The organism is Treponema sp. UBA6852, assembly GCA_002449305.1.
GTDB lineage: Bacteria > Spirochaetota > Spirochaetia > Treponematales > Treponemataceae > Treponema_D.
On record DKDI01000003.1, the window covers coordinates 44,282 to 60,044 of the forward strand.

14 protein-coding genes and 1 tRNA gene are annotated in these 15,763 nt (G+C 40.1%); 8 read left to right on the top strand and 7 right to left on the bottom strand.

Features of this window, described 5'->3' with window-relative positions; all coding sequences use genetic code 11:
* Nucleotides 1–168 precede the first annotated feature (168 nt).
* The 6 genes from gap to B3209_RS00430 are packed head-to-tail and all read right to left on the bottom strand — an operon-like array spanning nt 169 to nt 7,281.
* Nucleotides 169–1,236, bottom strand: a complete 1,068-nt coding sequence (gene gap / locus B3209_RS00405; protein ID WP_296012331.1) for a type I glyceraldehyde-3-phosphate dehydrogenase — start codon at nt 1,234–1,236, stop codon at nt 169–171.
* 48 nt (nt 1,237–1,284) lie between these two features.
* Nucleotides 1,285–2,214 (bottom strand): TIGR01212 family radical SAM protein, encoded by a 930-nt coding sequence (locus B3209_RS00410; protein ID WP_296664199.1) that lies wholly within the window; start codon nt 2,212–2,214, stop codon nt 1,285–1,287.
* Between the two features lie 8 nt (nt 2,215–2,222).
* Nucleotides 2,223–2,957: a tRNA1(Val) (adenine(37)-N6)-methyltransferase gene (locus B3209_RS00415; RefSeq protein ID WP_296664200.1), complete on the bottom strand. Its 735-nt coding sequence runs from the start codon at nt 2,955–2,957 to the stop codon at nt 2,223–2,225.
* The gene (locus tag B3209_RS00420; RefSeq protein WP_296664201.1) at nt 2,954–5,371 is read right to left on the bottom strand and encodes an AAA family ATPase; all 2,418 of its coding nucleotides are present in this window, start codon (nt 5,369–5,371) and stop codon (nt 2,954–2,956) included. Before B3209_RS00420 ends, B3209_RS00415 begins: the two co-directional genes overlap by 4 nt.
* 9 nt (nt 5,372–5,380) lie before the next feature.
* Entirely contained in the window at nt 5,381–6,577 is a 1,197-nt protein-coding gene (locus tag B3209_RS00425; protein ID WP_296664202.1) for a hypothetical protein, read from the bottom strand.
* Nucleotides 6,578–6,597: 20 nt separating this feature from the next.
* Nucleotides 6,598–7,281: a TP0733 family outer membrane beta-barrel protein gene (locus tag B3209_RS00430; RefSeq protein ID WP_296664203.1), complete on the bottom strand. Its 684-nt coding sequence runs from the start codon at nt 7,279–7,281 to the stop codon at nt 6,598–6,600.
* A 206-nt stretch (nt 7,282–7,487) separates the two neighbouring features.
* On the opposite strand from B3209_RS00430, the gene folD reads away from it, so the two are divergent.
* Both folD and folE2 read left to right on the top strand, forming a co-directional pair.
* Nucleotides 7,488–8,372 carry a bifunctional methylenetetrahydrofolate dehydrogenase/methenyltetrahydrofolate cyclohydrolase FolD gene (folD, locus tag B3209_RS00435; RefSeq protein WP_296664204.1) on the top strand — a complete coding sequence of 295 codons (885 nt, stop codon included), beginning with the start codon at nt 7,488–7,490 and terminating at the stop codon, nt 8,370–8,372.
* Nucleotides 8,365–9,150, top strand: a complete 786-nt coding sequence (gene folE2 / locus B3209_RS00440) for a GTP cyclohydrolase FolE2 (RefSeq protein WP_295799941.1) — start codon at nt 8,365–8,367, stop codon at nt 9,148–9,150. Before folD ends, folE2 begins: the two co-directional genes overlap by 8 nt.
* Nucleotides 9,151–9,195: 45 nt before the next feature.
* On the opposite strand, the gene B3209_RS00445 is transcribed toward folE2, so the two are convergent.
* Nucleotides 9,196–9,555 (bottom strand): glycogen-binding domain-containing protein, encoded by a 360-nt coding sequence (locus B3209_RS00445; RefSeq protein WP_295799940.1) that lies wholly within the window; start codon nt 9,553–9,555, stop codon nt 9,196–9,198.
* Nucleotides 9,556–9,760: 205 nt separating this feature from the next.
* On the opposite strand from B3209_RS00445, the gene miaB reads away from it, so the two are divergent.
* The 6 genes from miaB (at nt 9,761) to B3209_RS00475 (ending at nt 15,639) form a co-directional block, all read left to right on the top strand.
* Complete coding sequence (gene miaB / locus B3209_RS00450) at nt 9,761–11,143, top strand: tRNA (N6-isopentenyl adenosine(37)-C2)-methylthiotransferase MiaB (RefSeq protein ID WP_296664206.1); 1,383 nt, start codon at nt 9,761–9,763, stop codon at nt 11,141–11,143.
* A gap of 283 nt (nt 11,144–11,426) precedes the next feature.
* Entirely contained in the window at nt 11,427–12,200 is a 774-nt protein-coding gene (locus B3209_RS00455) for a transporter substrate-binding domain-containing protein (protein ID WP_296664207.1), read from the top strand.
* A gap of 15 nt (nt 12,201–12,215) precedes the next feature.
* Nucleotides 12,216–12,884, top strand: a complete 669-nt coding sequence (locus tag B3209_RS00460) for an amino acid ABC transporter permease (protein WP_296664208.1) — start codon at nt 12,216–12,218, stop codon at nt 12,882–12,884.
* A complete protein-coding gene (locus B3209_RS00465) occupies nt 12,871–13,593 on the top strand; it encodes an amino acid ABC transporter ATP-binding protein (RefSeq protein WP_296012355.1) in 723 nt (240 codons plus the stop codon). The genes B3209_RS00460 and B3209_RS00465 overlap by 14 nt, the downstream gene beginning before the upstream one ends.
* Before the next feature lie 162 nt (nt 13,594–13,755).
* Nucleotides 13,756–15,306, top strand: a complete 1,551-nt coding sequence (locus B3209_RS00470; RefSeq protein ID WP_296664210.1) for a hypothetical protein — start codon at nt 13,756–13,758, stop codon at nt 15,304–15,306.
* Between the two features lie 258 nt (nt 15,307–15,564).
* Nucleotides 15,565–15,639: transfer RNA gene (locus tag B3209_RS00475), tRNA-Arg, on the top strand.
* Nucleotides 15,640–15,763: the final 124 nt, after the last annotated feature.

A 15,763-nucleotide genomic window follows, 5' to 3' on the forward strand; every position in this document is an offset into this window, starting at 1 on the left:
GATTATCAACCGAGTTTCTTTCAGAAACATCGCAGGGTCAAGCCCGATAATGACATTAAATCATAAAACTCGAATTTCAGGCTAAATATGAAAGAACAATCAAATACTTTAAAATAAAAAAGGCATTCCGAAAACGGAATGCCTTTTGTGTTTATTCCTTAATCAAACTTAGCAGTTTTCTGCGAAGTATTTGATTGTGCGTACCATCTGTGAAGTGTAGCTGTTTTCGTTGTCGTACCAAGAAACAACCTGTACTTCATAGAGGTCATCTGCAATCTTAGAAACCATTGTCTGTGTTGCATCGAACAAAGAACCGAATCTCATTCCAATTACATCAGAAGAAACGATTTCGTCTTCGTTGTATCCAAAAGATTCTGTTGCAGCAGCTTTCATTGCAGCATTGATTTCTTCTTTTGTAACTCCAGCTTTCTTTACAACAGCTGTAAGGATTGTTGTAGATCCTGTTGGAACTGGAACACGCTGTGCTGAACCAATCAATTTTCCGTTCAATTCAGGAATTACAAGACCGATAGCCTTTGCAGCGCCTGTTGAGTTTGGAACGATGTTCTGAGCACCTGCACGTGAGCGGCGGAGATCGCCTTTGCGCTGTGGACCGTCAAGAATCATCTGGTCTCCAGTGTAAGCATGGATTGTAGACATAATTCCGCTCTGGATTGGAGCATAGTCGTTAAGAGCTTTAGCCATTGGAGCCAAGCAGTTTGTTGTACAAGAAGCAGCAGAAATGATGTTGTCGTTCTTTGTAAGAGTTTTGTGGTTTACATTGTAAACGATTGTTGGAAGATCGTTTCCGGCAGGAGCTGAAATTACAACTTTCTTAGCACCAGCATCAATGTGAGCCTGTGATTTAGCTTTTGATACATAGAATCCTGTGCATTCAAGAACTACATCAACACCGATTTTTCCCCAAGGGAGATTTGCAGCGTTAGCTTCCTTGTAGATTGTGATTTTCTTTCCATCTACAACGATAGCACCTGGTTCTTTTACAGTTTTTCCGTCTTCAGCAAGAACGTCATCAATGTGAGAAACTGTGTGTTTTCCTTCACCAATTTTTCCCATGAATCCACCCTGTGCTGTATCATATTTAAGAAGGTGAGCAAGCATTTTTGGGCTTGTAAGATCGTTGATAGCAACTACTTCATATCCGTCAGCTTCAAACATCTGGCGGAATGCAAGGCGACCAATGCGGCCGAAACCGTTAATAGCAACTTTAACCATGGTAAGTTAACTCCTTGAATAAATTATTCTATAGCAACTATTTTATTCTTATTGCAGTTTATTGTCAATAAAGTGTTCTATGTTCTTTTTCAATGTATTTAAAACATTTTTTTTATCCGCGGACCAAAGCGGAGCAATTAGAATTTTTTTTGGACCATCTCCTGTTATTCTGTGGACTACAATTTCAGGCGGAAGAATTTTTAAGCACTCGCAGACAAATTCGCAGTATTCCTCAAGTTCAAAAAGCTTAAAAGGATTCTCTTTGTATTCCTGCGCCATTTTTGTTCCCTCAATAATATGCAGAAGCTGAATTTTTATTCCGTTAAGTCTAGGAGTTAATTCGGAAAGATATTTAACAGTCTGAATCATAAGCTCTTTTGATTCACCTGGAAGCCCGAGAATTATATGCGCAATAACTTCGATTCCTGCTGACTTTAATTTGTAAAAGCAGTTTTCGAATTCTTTTAAAGTGTAGCCTCTGTTTATTTTTTTTGCTGTTTGCTCGTGAATTGTCTGAAGTCCAAGTTCAATCCAGACAGGTTTTATTTTATTCAGTTCACAGAGAAGGTTAAGAATTTCATCTGGAATACAATCCGGGCGGGTTGCAATTGAAAGCGCGACAATTTCTGGGCGTCTGATTGCGCCAAAGAAAATTTCTTTGAGTTTTGCTATTGTAATATTTTTGTTTGTGTAAGTATTTGTGTACGACTGAAAATACGCGATGTATTTTCTTTTTTCAGGCGGAATGTTTTTTGGAAATTTTGAGTCAACTCTTTTTTTTGCTTCTTCAATTTGAATTTCTATTGGCGCTGGCTTTGTCGCAAAATCTCCAGAGCCTCCTTGAGAGCAAAATGTGCAGCCTCCGCTTCCTTTTGTTCCGTCGCGATTTGGGCAGGTGCAGCCAGTTGAAAGAGAAAGCTTGTAAACTTTGCAGCCGAATTTTTCTTTTAAATATGAATTGAGTGTTTTATAGCTCATTTTAACTTTTAGTTGCGTCCGTAAATTTTTTCAATTTGATTTGTGTATTTTCCGTCGTCGCCATAAATTGTTATTGGACTTTCTATTTTTAAATAAGGCTTTGCGCATTTTTCAGATTCAAGCAGAACCATTGAAGCTTCTTTTTCTTTATTTGGAAAAACAAGTTTCATTCTTTTTGGTGCAAGTTTATATTTTTCAAGCAAAGAAAAAATTTGCGGCAGGCGGAAAGATTTGTGAATCAGAAAAAATTTTCCATGGGATTTTAAAAGAGCGGAGGCAGTTTTTATTACGTCCTCGAGCGTGCAGAAAATTTCATGGCGTGCAATGGAAAGGGGGTCGTCCTTGTTTGTGTTTCCATTTGAAACTTCTATGTAAGGCGGATTAGAAACAACTGCGTCAAAAGAATTTTTTTGCAATACTTCAAACGGCTCTTTTATGTCTGTGCAGAATACTTTGATTTTTTCTTGCAGGTTGTTCATCTCTACGCTTCGGCTTGCCATGTCTGCTGATTCTTTTTGAATTTCTATGCATTCAAAATTTGCCTTTGGATTTTTTTCTGACATTAAAAGCGGAATTATTCCTGTTCCTGTTCCCAAATCGCAAACTTTGCATTTTCCTTTTGTATGCGCAAAGTCAGATAAAAGAACTGCGTCAATTCCAAAGCGGAATTCTTTTTTTCCTTGAATAAGCTTAAGAGGTTTTGCATGAAGATTTTCAATTGTTTCGCCAGCTTTAAGATTCATCTTTTTTGATTTGCAGAAATTATGAAAATTGTATTTTTTGTTTTCCAGTTGAAAATATTTTTTTCCGCAGCCTGAATAAAAAGCTCTTTGAGTTTTTCGAATTTTTCATTGCCGAGTTTTCCTTTTATAAATTTGCCGTAGGAAGAATTTTCTGCGTTAAACCAACGTTCGGTTTCTTGCGCGCTGATTTTTCGCTTTTCCAAAATAAATGCAGACTTGTAAAGACAAGAAAAATTATTTTGCTCAAAAATATTTTTTACAGTTTCTTCGTCCCATGAAAAAATCGGATTCATAGTGTTTTCAAAAAACTCTTTTTCCGCCTGCTCTGATTCTTGAAAAAGTTTTTTTATTTCTTTAGGTGCGACTTTTTCTTTAAAAAGTGTTTCTTCAATTAGCTTTGTTAAATGCTGGCCTGAACAAGGAATTCTTTGCGAAATTACAGCTTGTGCATTTTTTTCAAAGAAAGGAAAAAGTTCTTTTGTTCCGTTTTGAACTTCTTCTGTGCTGAAGGAAATGTCTCGTTTTATTTTTTCTATTCCAAAAAATCCGTCGCTTAAAGAGACACAAAGCTCTTCGATGTCTTCTTTTGTAGAAAAAATATCGCGGGCAAAAAATCTGTCAAATTCTACATCTCCAAAAACTGCAATCGAATCTCTTAGCGTGTCTTTTTTTGTGCAGAGTTTTGGCTTGTCTAGTTCTTCAAGTGTTGAAGCGTAGCGTGCCAAAGATTGCATTCCTGCTTGAGTTCTGCATATTCCGCATACTAAGCCTTCTGGAGTTTTTCGTATAAGGTCAAATAAAAGAAGCGCGTCGTCTGCATTTGCAACAAGACATCTATGGAATCTTAAAATATTTACGGCTTCTGTCATTGCATTTCGTATTCCAAGCAAAGTCTGTGCCTTGTTTGTTTCAAGTCTTGCCCGCCAAAGTGATTCACCTTTTTCAAGAACTGAATTTTTTCTTGGACTTTCCGCGGTATATGTAAGATTTTCTCCAGTTTTTTTTAAGCCGTGAAAATGTCCTGCTTCTTTCCACCAGTCAGAAACTGCATTTATGTGCTCTAAGTCTTTTTCTTCGCTATCTTCAAGAATTGATGCAATTTGTGCTTCCCTGCGTGAAAGAATATCTTCTCTGATTTTTGCCTCGTAGCCTTGAGTTGAAGGAGTGTAGAAAACTTTTCCAACAAGAGTGTCCGGCAAATATTGCTGCGCAACCCAATGGTCTTTATAAGCGTGCGGATAAAGGTAGCCTGCTCCGTGTCCGAATCCTTCTGCATCTCTTGAAGCGTCCCGCAAATGATTTGGAACATCGGCATCTTCTTTTTCAACAGAAGACAAAGCGTCAAAGAATGCCATTGAGGAATTTGACTTTGGCGCAGTTGCAAGATACAAAGCCGCGTGTGTTAAAAAATATCTGCCTTCTGGAAGTCCTACACGGTCAAAGGCGGCGGCGCAACTTTCAATAATTGAAATTGCATTTGGATCTGCAAGTCCGGTATCTTCGCAGGCAGAAATCAGCATGCGACGAAAAATAAAATGCGGATCTTCTCCAGCTTTTACCATTCTTGCAAGCCAGTAGCATGCGGCATCTGGATCTCGTCCTCGTAAACTTTTTATAAATGCGGAAATTATGTCGTAATGGTAGTCTCCGTCGCGGTCATAAAGGACAACTTTTTTCTGAATTGATTCTTCGCAGGCTTCTTTTGAAATGTAGATTGTACTTCCAAAACTTGGCGGCCATTTTTCTGGAGTCGTTTCAACTGCAAGTTCCAGCGCATTTAAAAGGCTTCTTGCGTCTCCGTTTGCAGTTTCAATTAAATGCTCCAGCGCGCCTTTTTCAAATTCGACTTTCCATTTTCCATATCCGCGTTCTGTGTCGGCAAAAGTTTGTCTTGCGGCTTTTAGCAAATCTGTTTTTGTAAGCGGCTTGAGCTGAAACACTCTGCTCCTTGAAACAAGGGCTTTGTTCACTTCAAAAAAAGGATTTTCTGTTGTTGCGCCTATTAAAATTATAGTTCCGTTTTCAACCCAAGGAAGAAGGGCGTCTTGCTGGCTTTTATTCCAGCGGTGAACTTCGTCTACAAATAAAATTGTTTTTCTTTTATAAAGATTTTTTTGAGTTTCAGCATCGGAAATCGCTTTTCTAATATCTGCAACGCCTGTGAGAACTGCATTTAATGTAATGAAATTTGAACTTGTGTGGTTTGCAATTACGCGCGCAAGTGTTGTTTTGCCTGTTCCTGGAGGTCCGTAGAAAATAACGGAAGTAAGCTGATCTGCCGCAATTGCCCTTCTTAAAAGCCTTCCTTTGCCTACAATATGTTCCTGCCCAATATACTCGTCAAGAGTTCTTGGCCTCATTCTGGCAGCAAGAGGCTCGTGGGAATCTTTTAAGTTGGAAAAAAGCTCATCCATTTTTCTAGGCTAGTCTCCGTCGCGGTTCCATTCTTTTTGTGCAGGATACCAGGCGTAAAGACCTGTGTCGTCCCAAGAGTCGGAGCTTGAGCGGATTGAGCCGTAAATTGTTGAAGAAGCGTATTCATCAGTTCCTTCTGTTGTTGAATAAGAACCTTCTTTTTTATTTGGATTAAGAACAAAGACCATGAATACGTATTCAGAAATTACAGAGCCTCCATTGCCTGTCATATTTGTAGTGCTGCCGCTTGGTGTGCCTGTTGATTCATCTATTGCAACTCTTGCAAGTCCGCTTGAAGTTCCAAGCAGAATGTAGTCTTTTGCAGCGGCAATAGAAAGAAGTCCGCCAGCGTCAAGATCTACTGAGCTTTTTTCGCCGGAAGTTGTTATCCAGTAAAGATCAGAGTCTCTGTTTACGTTGTTGCTGCTTGTGTAAGTTCCAGTGTAATAAAGACAGTTTGCGTTGGAAGTCATTCCGTAATATTTTGAAAAATAATTGTTGCCATTAAAATAGCAAGCTGAAATTGCATTTGTAGCAGTGGATGACTCATCAACAAATGTTGGATTAGAAACTTCTGTAGGTACGTTGTTTCCGTTCAATTCATAAAGCTTGTAAGTGCCATTGGATGTGGCTCTGACTCTTGCATAAGCTTTTCTTTGATCAACTGAAACTGAATTGTTGTCGTCTACAGAAAAATATTTGTTGTCAAATATTACTTTTGCATTTTCAAAAGAATAGTTTCCGCCGCTGATGTTTTCAACTTTTGTCCAAGCAAGTCCAGTTGCAGGATCTGACTCTGTTGCGTAAATTGTCGCTGTCTTTGGCTCGTTTTCGCCGTCGTCATTTTCAACCCAGATGTAAGTCAGCGCATAAAGATATTGGCTGTCGGCCGCAAGAAAATATGTTGTGGCAGGAATTCCGTTGTCTCCTTTTTCTGAAGTAGGGGAAGTTGTTTTATCCCATTGCCCATTGTAGCTGTTTGTTGATGTCGAAGGCTCGTTTGTCTTGTAAAAAATTTCACCGTTGCAAGTTAAGATGTAGTTCTTGTAGTGAACGATTGAATGCATATCGCCTTGCAAGCCGCTTGAGTTCAGTTCTATTTCGTTGTTGATTGCGCCGTAAATGTCATCGTGGCAAGAAGTAAATCCTACAAGACAGGCAAAAGCTACGGAAAGAAAAATACTGTTTATAATTGACTTTTTCATTTGTTTCCCTTTTGTAAAAATTAGAAATGGTATCTTGCTGTTACGCTGAATGTAAGAAACTGCCCTGCAAAGTTTTCCGCATTGTCGTTGTACCAAGAAGCGAACTGCGGCATAAAAAGATACGAGGCTTCAAGTCCGAGCGACCAGCTTTCTGTAAGACGGAACATTGCGCCAGCTTCCGGTTTTACAACAAGCCCCGGAAAGTAGTTTTTTCCGCCGAAAGATTCCCATGCAAATCCAAGTCCGATTGTGAGCGGAAATTCAAATCTGCCTGCAACCGGCTGGTAAGTGAACGCAGCAATAAATGGAACATAGTTGAATACATGGCTTCCAATTGAAACATTGAATCCAAAGCTTACATCAAATCCAATTGCCATTTTTGAAGTCAAAAAGTAATGGTAGCCCAAAGAACCAATTCCGCCAAGTTTTAGTTGCGAGTCTCCTTTTATGGCACTTTCAAAGTCTGGAAAATTCAACGGAAGGCAAAGACCAAGCGCAATTTTTATATACTGGTCTCCAGGAAGATTCATTCCAAGGTCAAAGCTTATGTCGTCTTCTGTGTATTCGTCTCCGTCTTCGCTGTCATCGCCTGAATTTTCATTCTGTGAGCTTTGCATAAAAGTTGTCCTTGGAAGAGAAGCCTGCGCTGCTGAAATGTAAATTCCTATAATTCCTACGCTCAAAAGCGTAATCAAACGTTTCATAATTTTTCCTTATAACATAAAAGCAAATTCTTCTATGGCAATTTGTTCTGTTTTTTTATATTATGCTTAGGCAGTTTTCAAATGGATTTTTCCTTGAATATTGCCAAGCGATTATACTTGGTTTCAAGGATTTTATCAATCTAGCGGATATTTTGAATTCTGCATCTGCTTTATAAAAAAGAAAACAAAAAAATGGAAGGTTACAGATGAGCGCAAAAATTATAGACGGAAAAGCAATTGCGGCGGAAGTAAAAGCTGATGTTGCAAAAAAAGTTTTGGAGCTTAAGAAAAGCGGAATTACGCCTTGCCTTGCAGTTATTCTTGTGGGAAACAATCCTGCGAGCGTAAGCTATGTTTCAGGAAAAAGAAAAGCTCTTGCGGAAGCCGGAATGGAAGACAGAAGCATAGAACTTCCAGAGTCAACCACAGAGCAGGAGCTTTTATCTTTAATTCAAAAACTTAATGAAGACAAGACCGTGCATGGAATTCTTGTTCAGCTTCCGCTTCCTTCGCATATTGATGAAAAGAAAGTTACAAATTCAATCAGCCCGGAAAAAGATGTGGATGGTTTTCATCCAGTTAATGTGGGCAGGCTTGTTACAGGCGAAAAAGGATTTCTTCCCTGCACTCCAAACGGAATAACTGTTTTATTGAAGAAAATGAACATCGAAACGAGCGGAAAAAATGTCGTGGTTGTTGGACGCAGCAATATTGTTGGAAAGCCTATGGCTCTTTTGATGCTTAGAAAGGAATTCAATTCAACTGTTACAATCTGCCACACAGGAACAAAAAATCTTTCAGAATACACAAAAAAAGCTGACATTCTGATTGTAGCTTCCGGCCGTCCGAACACAGTTACCGCTGACATGATAAAAGATGGCGCGGCTGTAATTGATGTTGGCGTAAACCGCATTCCTGATTCCACAAAGAAAAGCGGATTCAGACTTTGCGGCGATGTTGACTTTGAAGGCGCAAAAGAAGTTGCGGGCTTTATAACTCCAGTTCCGGGCGGAGTTGGTCCTATGACAATTGCAATGCTCATTTTTAATACTTTGGAAAGCGCGGAAAATTTTAAGGCTCAAAATGATTGACATTCAGAGTTCAAAAGACACGCGCGAAATTCCCTTGCAGAAAGTTGGCGTAACAGATTTGAGCTATCCTGTTCAGGTTTTGGACAAGGCGGAAGGCTCTCAAAAAACGTGCGCAAAAGTGAATTTGTTCGTGAACTTGCCGCATAATTACAAGGGAACTCACATGTCGCGCTTTATAGAAATTTTCCACCGCCACAGGGAAAATCTTGGAATGAAGCAGTTTCTTTCCATGCTTGAGGAAATCAGAAAAAGCCTTGATGCGGAGCGCGCGTTTGGCTCAATGGAATTTCCTTTCTTTATGAAAAAGCAGGCTCCGGTTTCACATGCGGAAAGCATAATGTGCTACAAATGCACTTACGAGGGCGAGGTTAGTTCTGCTTCTAGCAGTTTCTTTATAAAAATTGAAATTCCTGTTACAACTTTGTGTCCTTGCTCAAAGGCAATCAGCCAGTACGGTGCGCACAACCAGCGCGGAATTGTTACAGTCAAACTTAAAAATTCAAGCCTGTTCTGGATTGAAGACGTGATTGAAGAAGTTGAAAAAAGTGCAAGCGGCGGACTTTACAGCATTTTAAAACGCCCGGACGAAAAGTTTGTTACCGAGCACGCTTACGAAAATCCCAGGTTTGTGGAAGATGTTGTGCGCGAAGTTTTTATTGCGCTAAAGAATTTTTCAAAAAGCGAAAAGCCTTTCAGCTGGTTCAGCGTAGAATGCAAGAATTTTGAAAGCATTCACAATCACAATGCCTACGCTTACACAGAATTTAATGAAGCATAAAAAATGCCGGAGCTGCATTGCTGCGTTCTCCGGCACAAGGGGCTTTTAGTTTATGAGTGTCTTTACGTCAACAACGCCGTTTTTTCCGCCGAATCCGTCATCAGTTGTAGCCGGAGCGTTTTTGTCTGTCATCCAGTTTCCGTTTATGATGAACTTGTAAGTAAGCACGCTTTTTTCTGAAACAACTTTTCTGAAGACAAAAGTGTCGCCTTCTTTTTTCATTGTCTTTGCGCCAGACTGCCAGTTTGTAAAGTCGCCTGCAAGAAGAACATTTTTTGCGCTCGGATGCGAGAACGAAAATGTAACTTCAACTTTTCCATTGTCGAGCTTTTTGCAAGCCACATCAGCGAAAACTGCCGCAGAAAACAGTGCCATTGCGGCTGCCATTGCTAAGATTTTTTTCAATTGAAATTTCCTCCTTTTTTCAATCTATGTTCAGAATTTTATAATGACAAAAAGTCTGTGTCAAATAATTTGTAAAAATATTACAAAAATTGTTTTTCTGAATGCTTTTTGTACTTAAAAATCACACTTTTGTTGTATTTTTGCCGCAAATTAAATATAAGTTTTTTCAATTGTGCAATGACAGTTTATTCTTTATAATGGGCAAATGACTTATTTTTTTGAAACTTACGGCTGCGAGATGAACATTGCCGAAAGTGCTTCCGTTGAACAGATTTTAATTTCACGCGGCTGGAAAAAGGCTGAAAATGTTCAGCTTGCCGACCTGGTTGTAATAAACACTTGCTCTGTGCGCGGTTCCGCAGAAGAAAGAATATTCGGGCGGCTAGGATTTTTTTCCGGGCTAAAGAAAGTCCGCTCGTGTGCTCCCGACGCTAAAAAAAGAAACATGGAAATTGCCGCGGAACATGTGCAGAAAAACGGAGCAGTTCCGCTTACCGTGGTTGTAATGGGCTGCATGGCTGAACGTCTTTTAAAGTCGCTTCAAAAGCAGTGGCCTTGCGTTGACTATGTTGTGGGAACTTTTGCAAAAAATAAATTCGGCGAAATAATCCAGGCAGTTGAAGAAGGCCAGAAATATATTCAGACTGACGAAGAGCCTGTCTACGTTTTTGCGGAAACTTCGTATGAAGAAGGAGCGTTTTCAACTTTTGTTCCTATTATGCACGGCTGCAACAACTTCTGCTCTTACTGCATTGTTCCTTATGTGCGCGGAAGGGAGGTGAGCCGTCCTATAGAGCAAATTCTACACGAGCTTGATGTGCTTGCCGGCCGCGGTGTAAAGGAAATAACGCTTTTAGGGCAGAACGTAAATTCTTACAAGGGAGCGGACGGAATGAATTTTCAAGCTCTTTTAAAGACAATCTGCCGCCATTTGGAAAAAACAAATTCTCCTATTGAATGGATTCGGTTTGAGTCAAGCAATCCCAAAGATTTTTCGGACGAGCTTATAGAAGTTATTGCGCAAGAAAAACGCGTTTGCACTGGGCTTCACATTGCGGTTCAGCATGGTTCAAATTCAATCTTAAAAGCCATGAACAGAAAATATACGCGCGAACAGTATCTTTTGCTTATTCAAAAACTGCGTTCTCGTGTCCCAGAAATTCAGCTTACAACGGACATAATGCTTGGCTTCCCCGGAGAAACAGAAGAAGACTTTGAGCAGGCTGCTTCGCTTATGAAGGAAGTGGAATTTGAAAGCGCATTTATGTACTATTATAATCCGCGGGAAGGAACTCCAGCCGCAAAAATGCAGAACCAGATTCCGCTTGAAGTGAAGAAAGAGCGTCTTCAGAAAATCATAGACATTCAGCTTGGAATTACAAGAAAAGTGATGGAAAAGCAGGTTGGAAAAAACATAAGAGTTCTTGCCGACATTATAAGCCGCGACAACGCCAAGGAGCTTTTGGGCAAGACTGAGCAGAACGAGCGCATTGCATTTGAAGCCCCTGTTTCCTTAATCGGAAAATTTGTGCAAGTCCACATAGACAGCCTGAACGGAAACACATTTAAAGGCAGCCTTGTTCAATAGCTTAAAATGTCATTTCCTTGCAAACGAGTTTGTTATTGCCGTGCTTGACACGGCAATCTAATGTAAAATTTCACAGATTATCAACAGGGTTTCTTTTAGAAACATCGCAGAATCAAGCCGGATAATGGCATGGGTGGTTGGATTCTGACAGAGGTATCTTGATAATGACAGGGCTGCTTAGGAAATCAACTTTTAATTGAAAATCAACTGAAAAACTGCTAGAATACGGAAGTTTTCAGGTTTGACATGGAAACAAAATCTTTAATTTAAATAGAGGCATTTTATGAAAAAAGCTGTTGTTTTGGCATTTGCATTGGCGGCTTGCATGGTTCTTCCTGTAAGCGCAAAGAAAAAGTCTGTTCAAATCAAAGGAATAGAAGACCTTGACGGAAAACGCATCGGAGTTCAGGGTGGCACAACCGGAGAAACTTACGTTCAGGAAAACTTGAAGAATGCAAAGCTTTCTTCTTTTAAGTCTGGAATGGACGCTGCTCTTGACCTTATGAACGGCCAGATTGACGCCATTGTTCTTGACGAGCTTCCGGCAAAGCAGATTGTTTTGCGCAACAGCAAAAAGCTTAAGATTGTAGACTCAAAGTTTGCGCAGGAAGAATATTCAATCGCTGTAAAAAAAGGTAACTCATCTCTCTTGGAAGCAATCAACAAGACAATCGCTTCTCTTAAGTCCAACGGCGGATACGAAGAGCTGGTTAACGCATTTATGCCTGCTGACGGAATTGTAAAAATTCCTAGCGACGAAGTTCTTTCTGGAAAAGTTGTAAAGCTTGGAACAAACGCCGCGTTCCCTCCTTTTGAATATGTAGAAGGAACAAAAATTGTTGGCTTTGACATTACAATGGGACAGAAAATTGCAAAGGACTTGGGACAGACTCTTGAAGTTGTTGATATGTCTTTTGACAGTTTGATTCCGGCTCTTTCTAGCGGAGCGATTGACTTTATTGCGGCTGGAATGAGCGTTACAGAAGATCGCAAGAAGAACGTGGACTTTTCTGAGCCGTACTTTACTTCGAATCAGGTTATTATAGTCCGCAAGTAGCTTTTGGAGACGGCTGTGTTTGATTCAATTTACGATACGCTTATTTCCGGGCAGCGGTGGCTTTTGCTTCTGCAGGGACTGGGAGTTACAATTTACATCGCTATTGTTGCGATTATCCTCGGAACGATTTTGGGAGCAGTGTTCGCGCTGTTCAAGATTTCAAAGAATCCTATTTTGAGGATAATTGCGGAAATCTACACAACCGTTATCCGCGGAATTCCTTTGGCAACCCAGCTCATGATTTTCTACTTTGTTGTTTTTGCACCTCTTGGACTTGACCGTGTGCTGGTTGCGACTCTTGCCTATGGAATAAATTCCGGGGCTTACTGCACAGAGATTTTCCGCGCTGGAATACAAGGCGTGGATTCCGGGCAGATGGAAGCAGGACGTTCTTTGGGGCTGAATTACTGGCAGACTCTTACGATGATAATTTTTCCGCAGGCAGCAAAAGCTGTTCTTCCTACTTACACAAGCGAATTCATAGTTCTTATAAAAGAAACTTCCGTGGCAAGCTTTATTGCAGTCATGGATCTTACAAAAGCCGGCGACATGATTCGCAACGCAACTTACAACGCCTGGATTCCGCTTCTTTCGTGCGCGCTTATATATCTTTGCCTTACGCTTGGGCTTACAAAGCTGTTTTCGATTCTTGAAAAAAGGATGGCAAAAAGTGATAGAGACTAAAGACTTGAAAATAAGCTTTGGAGAACTGAAAGTTCTAAAAGGCATAACGCAGACAATAAAGCAGGGCGAAAAAGTTGTGATAATAGGGCCTTCCGGCTCTGGAAAATCCACTTTTCTGCGCTGCCTTAATCTTCTTGAAACTCCAGATTCCGGCTCTATTCTTTTTGAAGGAAACGACATCACAAGCAAAAATGCGGACATAAATCTTGTGCGCCGCCAGATGGGAATGGTTTTTCAGCATTTTAATCTTTTTCCGCATCTTACAGTTCTAAAAAATATCACGCTTGCGCCGGTTAAGCTCAAACTTCTTTCTCAAAATCAGGCGAATGAAAAAGCAATGGAGCTTTTGGAGAGAATTGGACTTGCGGACAAAGCGAACGTTTATCCTTCAACTTTAAGCGGCGGCCAAAAGCAGAGAATTGCGATTGTGCGCTCCCTTGCTATGTCGCCAAAAGTCATGCTTTTTGACGAGCCTACCAGCGCGCTTGACCCAGAAATGGTCGGCGAAGTTCTTTCTGTTATGAAGGAGCTTGCAAAAGGCGGAATGACAATGGTTGTTGTAACGCATGAAATGGGATTTGCCCGTGAAGTTGCAGACCGCGTTGTTTTTATGGAAGACGGAATCGTTGCGGAAGAAGGAACGCCGTCGCAGATTTTTGACTCTCCAAAGTCCGAGAGACTAAAGAAATTCCTTAACTGCATTCTATAAAAATCACTTTTTATATTTTAATGTCATTGCTGTCATTCCCGTGCTTGACCCTGCGATGTTTCTGAAGGAAACTCGGTTGATAATCTTTCTATAATTTAAATCAAAAACTTGAATTCTGCATGGATTTGAATCATAATGTTTTATAAGCACTGGAGGTTTTTTATGAGAAAATTTGGTTTTGTTGCGCTGGTTTCTTTTTTGTTTTTGATGTCTTCTTGCATGAACATGGGTGGCTCTTCTGGGAACGATGGCGCAATCCGTGTTGCAGTTCCGGGAAGCGGTTCGCGCGGCGCATACACTCTTAGCAAGGAAAATGCAAAGACATATAAAGTAGCCCTTTTATTGGACAGCGAAAACTTAAAAACTCAAACTTCCGAGGCGGGGGGGGCGGACATAGTATTTGACGAGCTTGAGCCTGCCACTTACACAGTCCAAGTGGAAGCTTATGACACAGCTGATGTTCTTCTTGCAAGAAAAAGCGAGACTGTAAAAGTTACCGCTGGCGATACTGCGGAATGCTCAATTGCTCTTAAGCTTTTTGCAAGCAGCATTTTGGATTCAAATTATATCTTGTGGAATTATGGAGCTGTCGATTATTCTGGTAATCAAATTATTTATATTGATCAACTTTCTTCTGCTATTACTGAATCTATTAGTTGTGCTACTAATAACGAAACTTCAAGCGCTAGCTTTGTGGAAGATATTGTAAGTAATTGGTATTATATTGCAGATGCAGTTTTAAAAAAAGCAGATAGTCCATGGTCTTCAAATCCTTCTGTAACTGGCAGCCTTTTTTCTGATTCCCTTTATTATGATGATTCTACGGATTCCTTATGGATTGCAAGAAACAGTGATGGAACTACAAGCGCTCTTCAGTTTTCGGTTATAAAAAACATTTCTACAGAGACGTCTCCTTCCATTACTTTTAAGTCTGGGTTTGACAGTTTTGATTACTATGGGGCGGCTTTTGCAATTCAAGGAAATGTTCTTTATCTTGCATATATAGATTCTGATGGAAGCACATATTACCTCCAGCGTGCCATAATTACAGAAAATGCGGACGGCACATTTGCGGTTTCTAAAGTCGGCGCGGCAAAGTCTGTTTCTGATCTTGGTGTTTCCGGCGCAATTACCGACATTGCAATTCTTTATGACGGAACAGTTTACGTTCTTGTTTCAAATGTGGGCAATACAGCAGGTGATTCTGGAGATTCGTTTAACTATGAATATAATCAAGCCAACACAATGTACAGCCGCGGCGCGCTCCTAAAAATACAGAGCACAAGTTTAGGATTTGAAGTCGTTGATACTTTGGGCTGGACAGACTCTTCAAGGACAATAGCTCCTGTTGGGGACGCAATATATAATGGAAAAGCTTTAAGCTCTTTGACAGCTTACATTCCGTCTCTTTCTGAAAACAGTAATAAATTCTACGGGCCACGTAGGTTTGTTGCAATAAGGCCAAAGGAAATTGCAATTGCTGACTGCGGCGCAAACTTTGTAATGCCAAATGTAACTAATTACGCTTATGGAAAAATGTTTACCCACAATAGAGTTGTAACAGTGAGCCTGTCCAATTTTGCAATCAGCAATGTTACGGAGCTTAAAAATATAAATTTCAGCAATCTTACTTTGAGCGGAGGAGGAACTTATTCTGGCGGATATATCCAATCTGGTGGTTGCAATGTTGATTCAAATCTTGTAGAGCAATAGTTTTATTATTAGGGTCAATTTCGAGTTTTGTAAATTTAATGTCATTGCCGTGCTTGACACGGCAATCTACTAAAAATTTCTAGTCATTATCGGGTCAAGCCCGATAATGACTAGAAATTTCAAAAAATCCTAAAACTCTACATTCGATCTATTAAATGCTTTGGAAAAAGTTTTCTTTGCGCAACATTCTAAAATTTGCAGAAAATCACTTTTTGCACTTGAAGAAATGCGCAAAATAATATAAACTATTTTTCATTCGGCGCTTTAGCTCAGCTGGATTAGAGCATCTGCCTTCTAAGCAGAGGGTCGACGGTTCGAGCCCGCCAAGCGTCACTAGTCCGTTTCTAGTTTCCTGGAAGCGGACTTTTTTGTTTTTTTAGCGTTTGTTTGTATATACCATTTTCTTTGTATCGTAATTACAGACAAACTGTACAGTCTGTCTGTAGTTTAAAAGTTT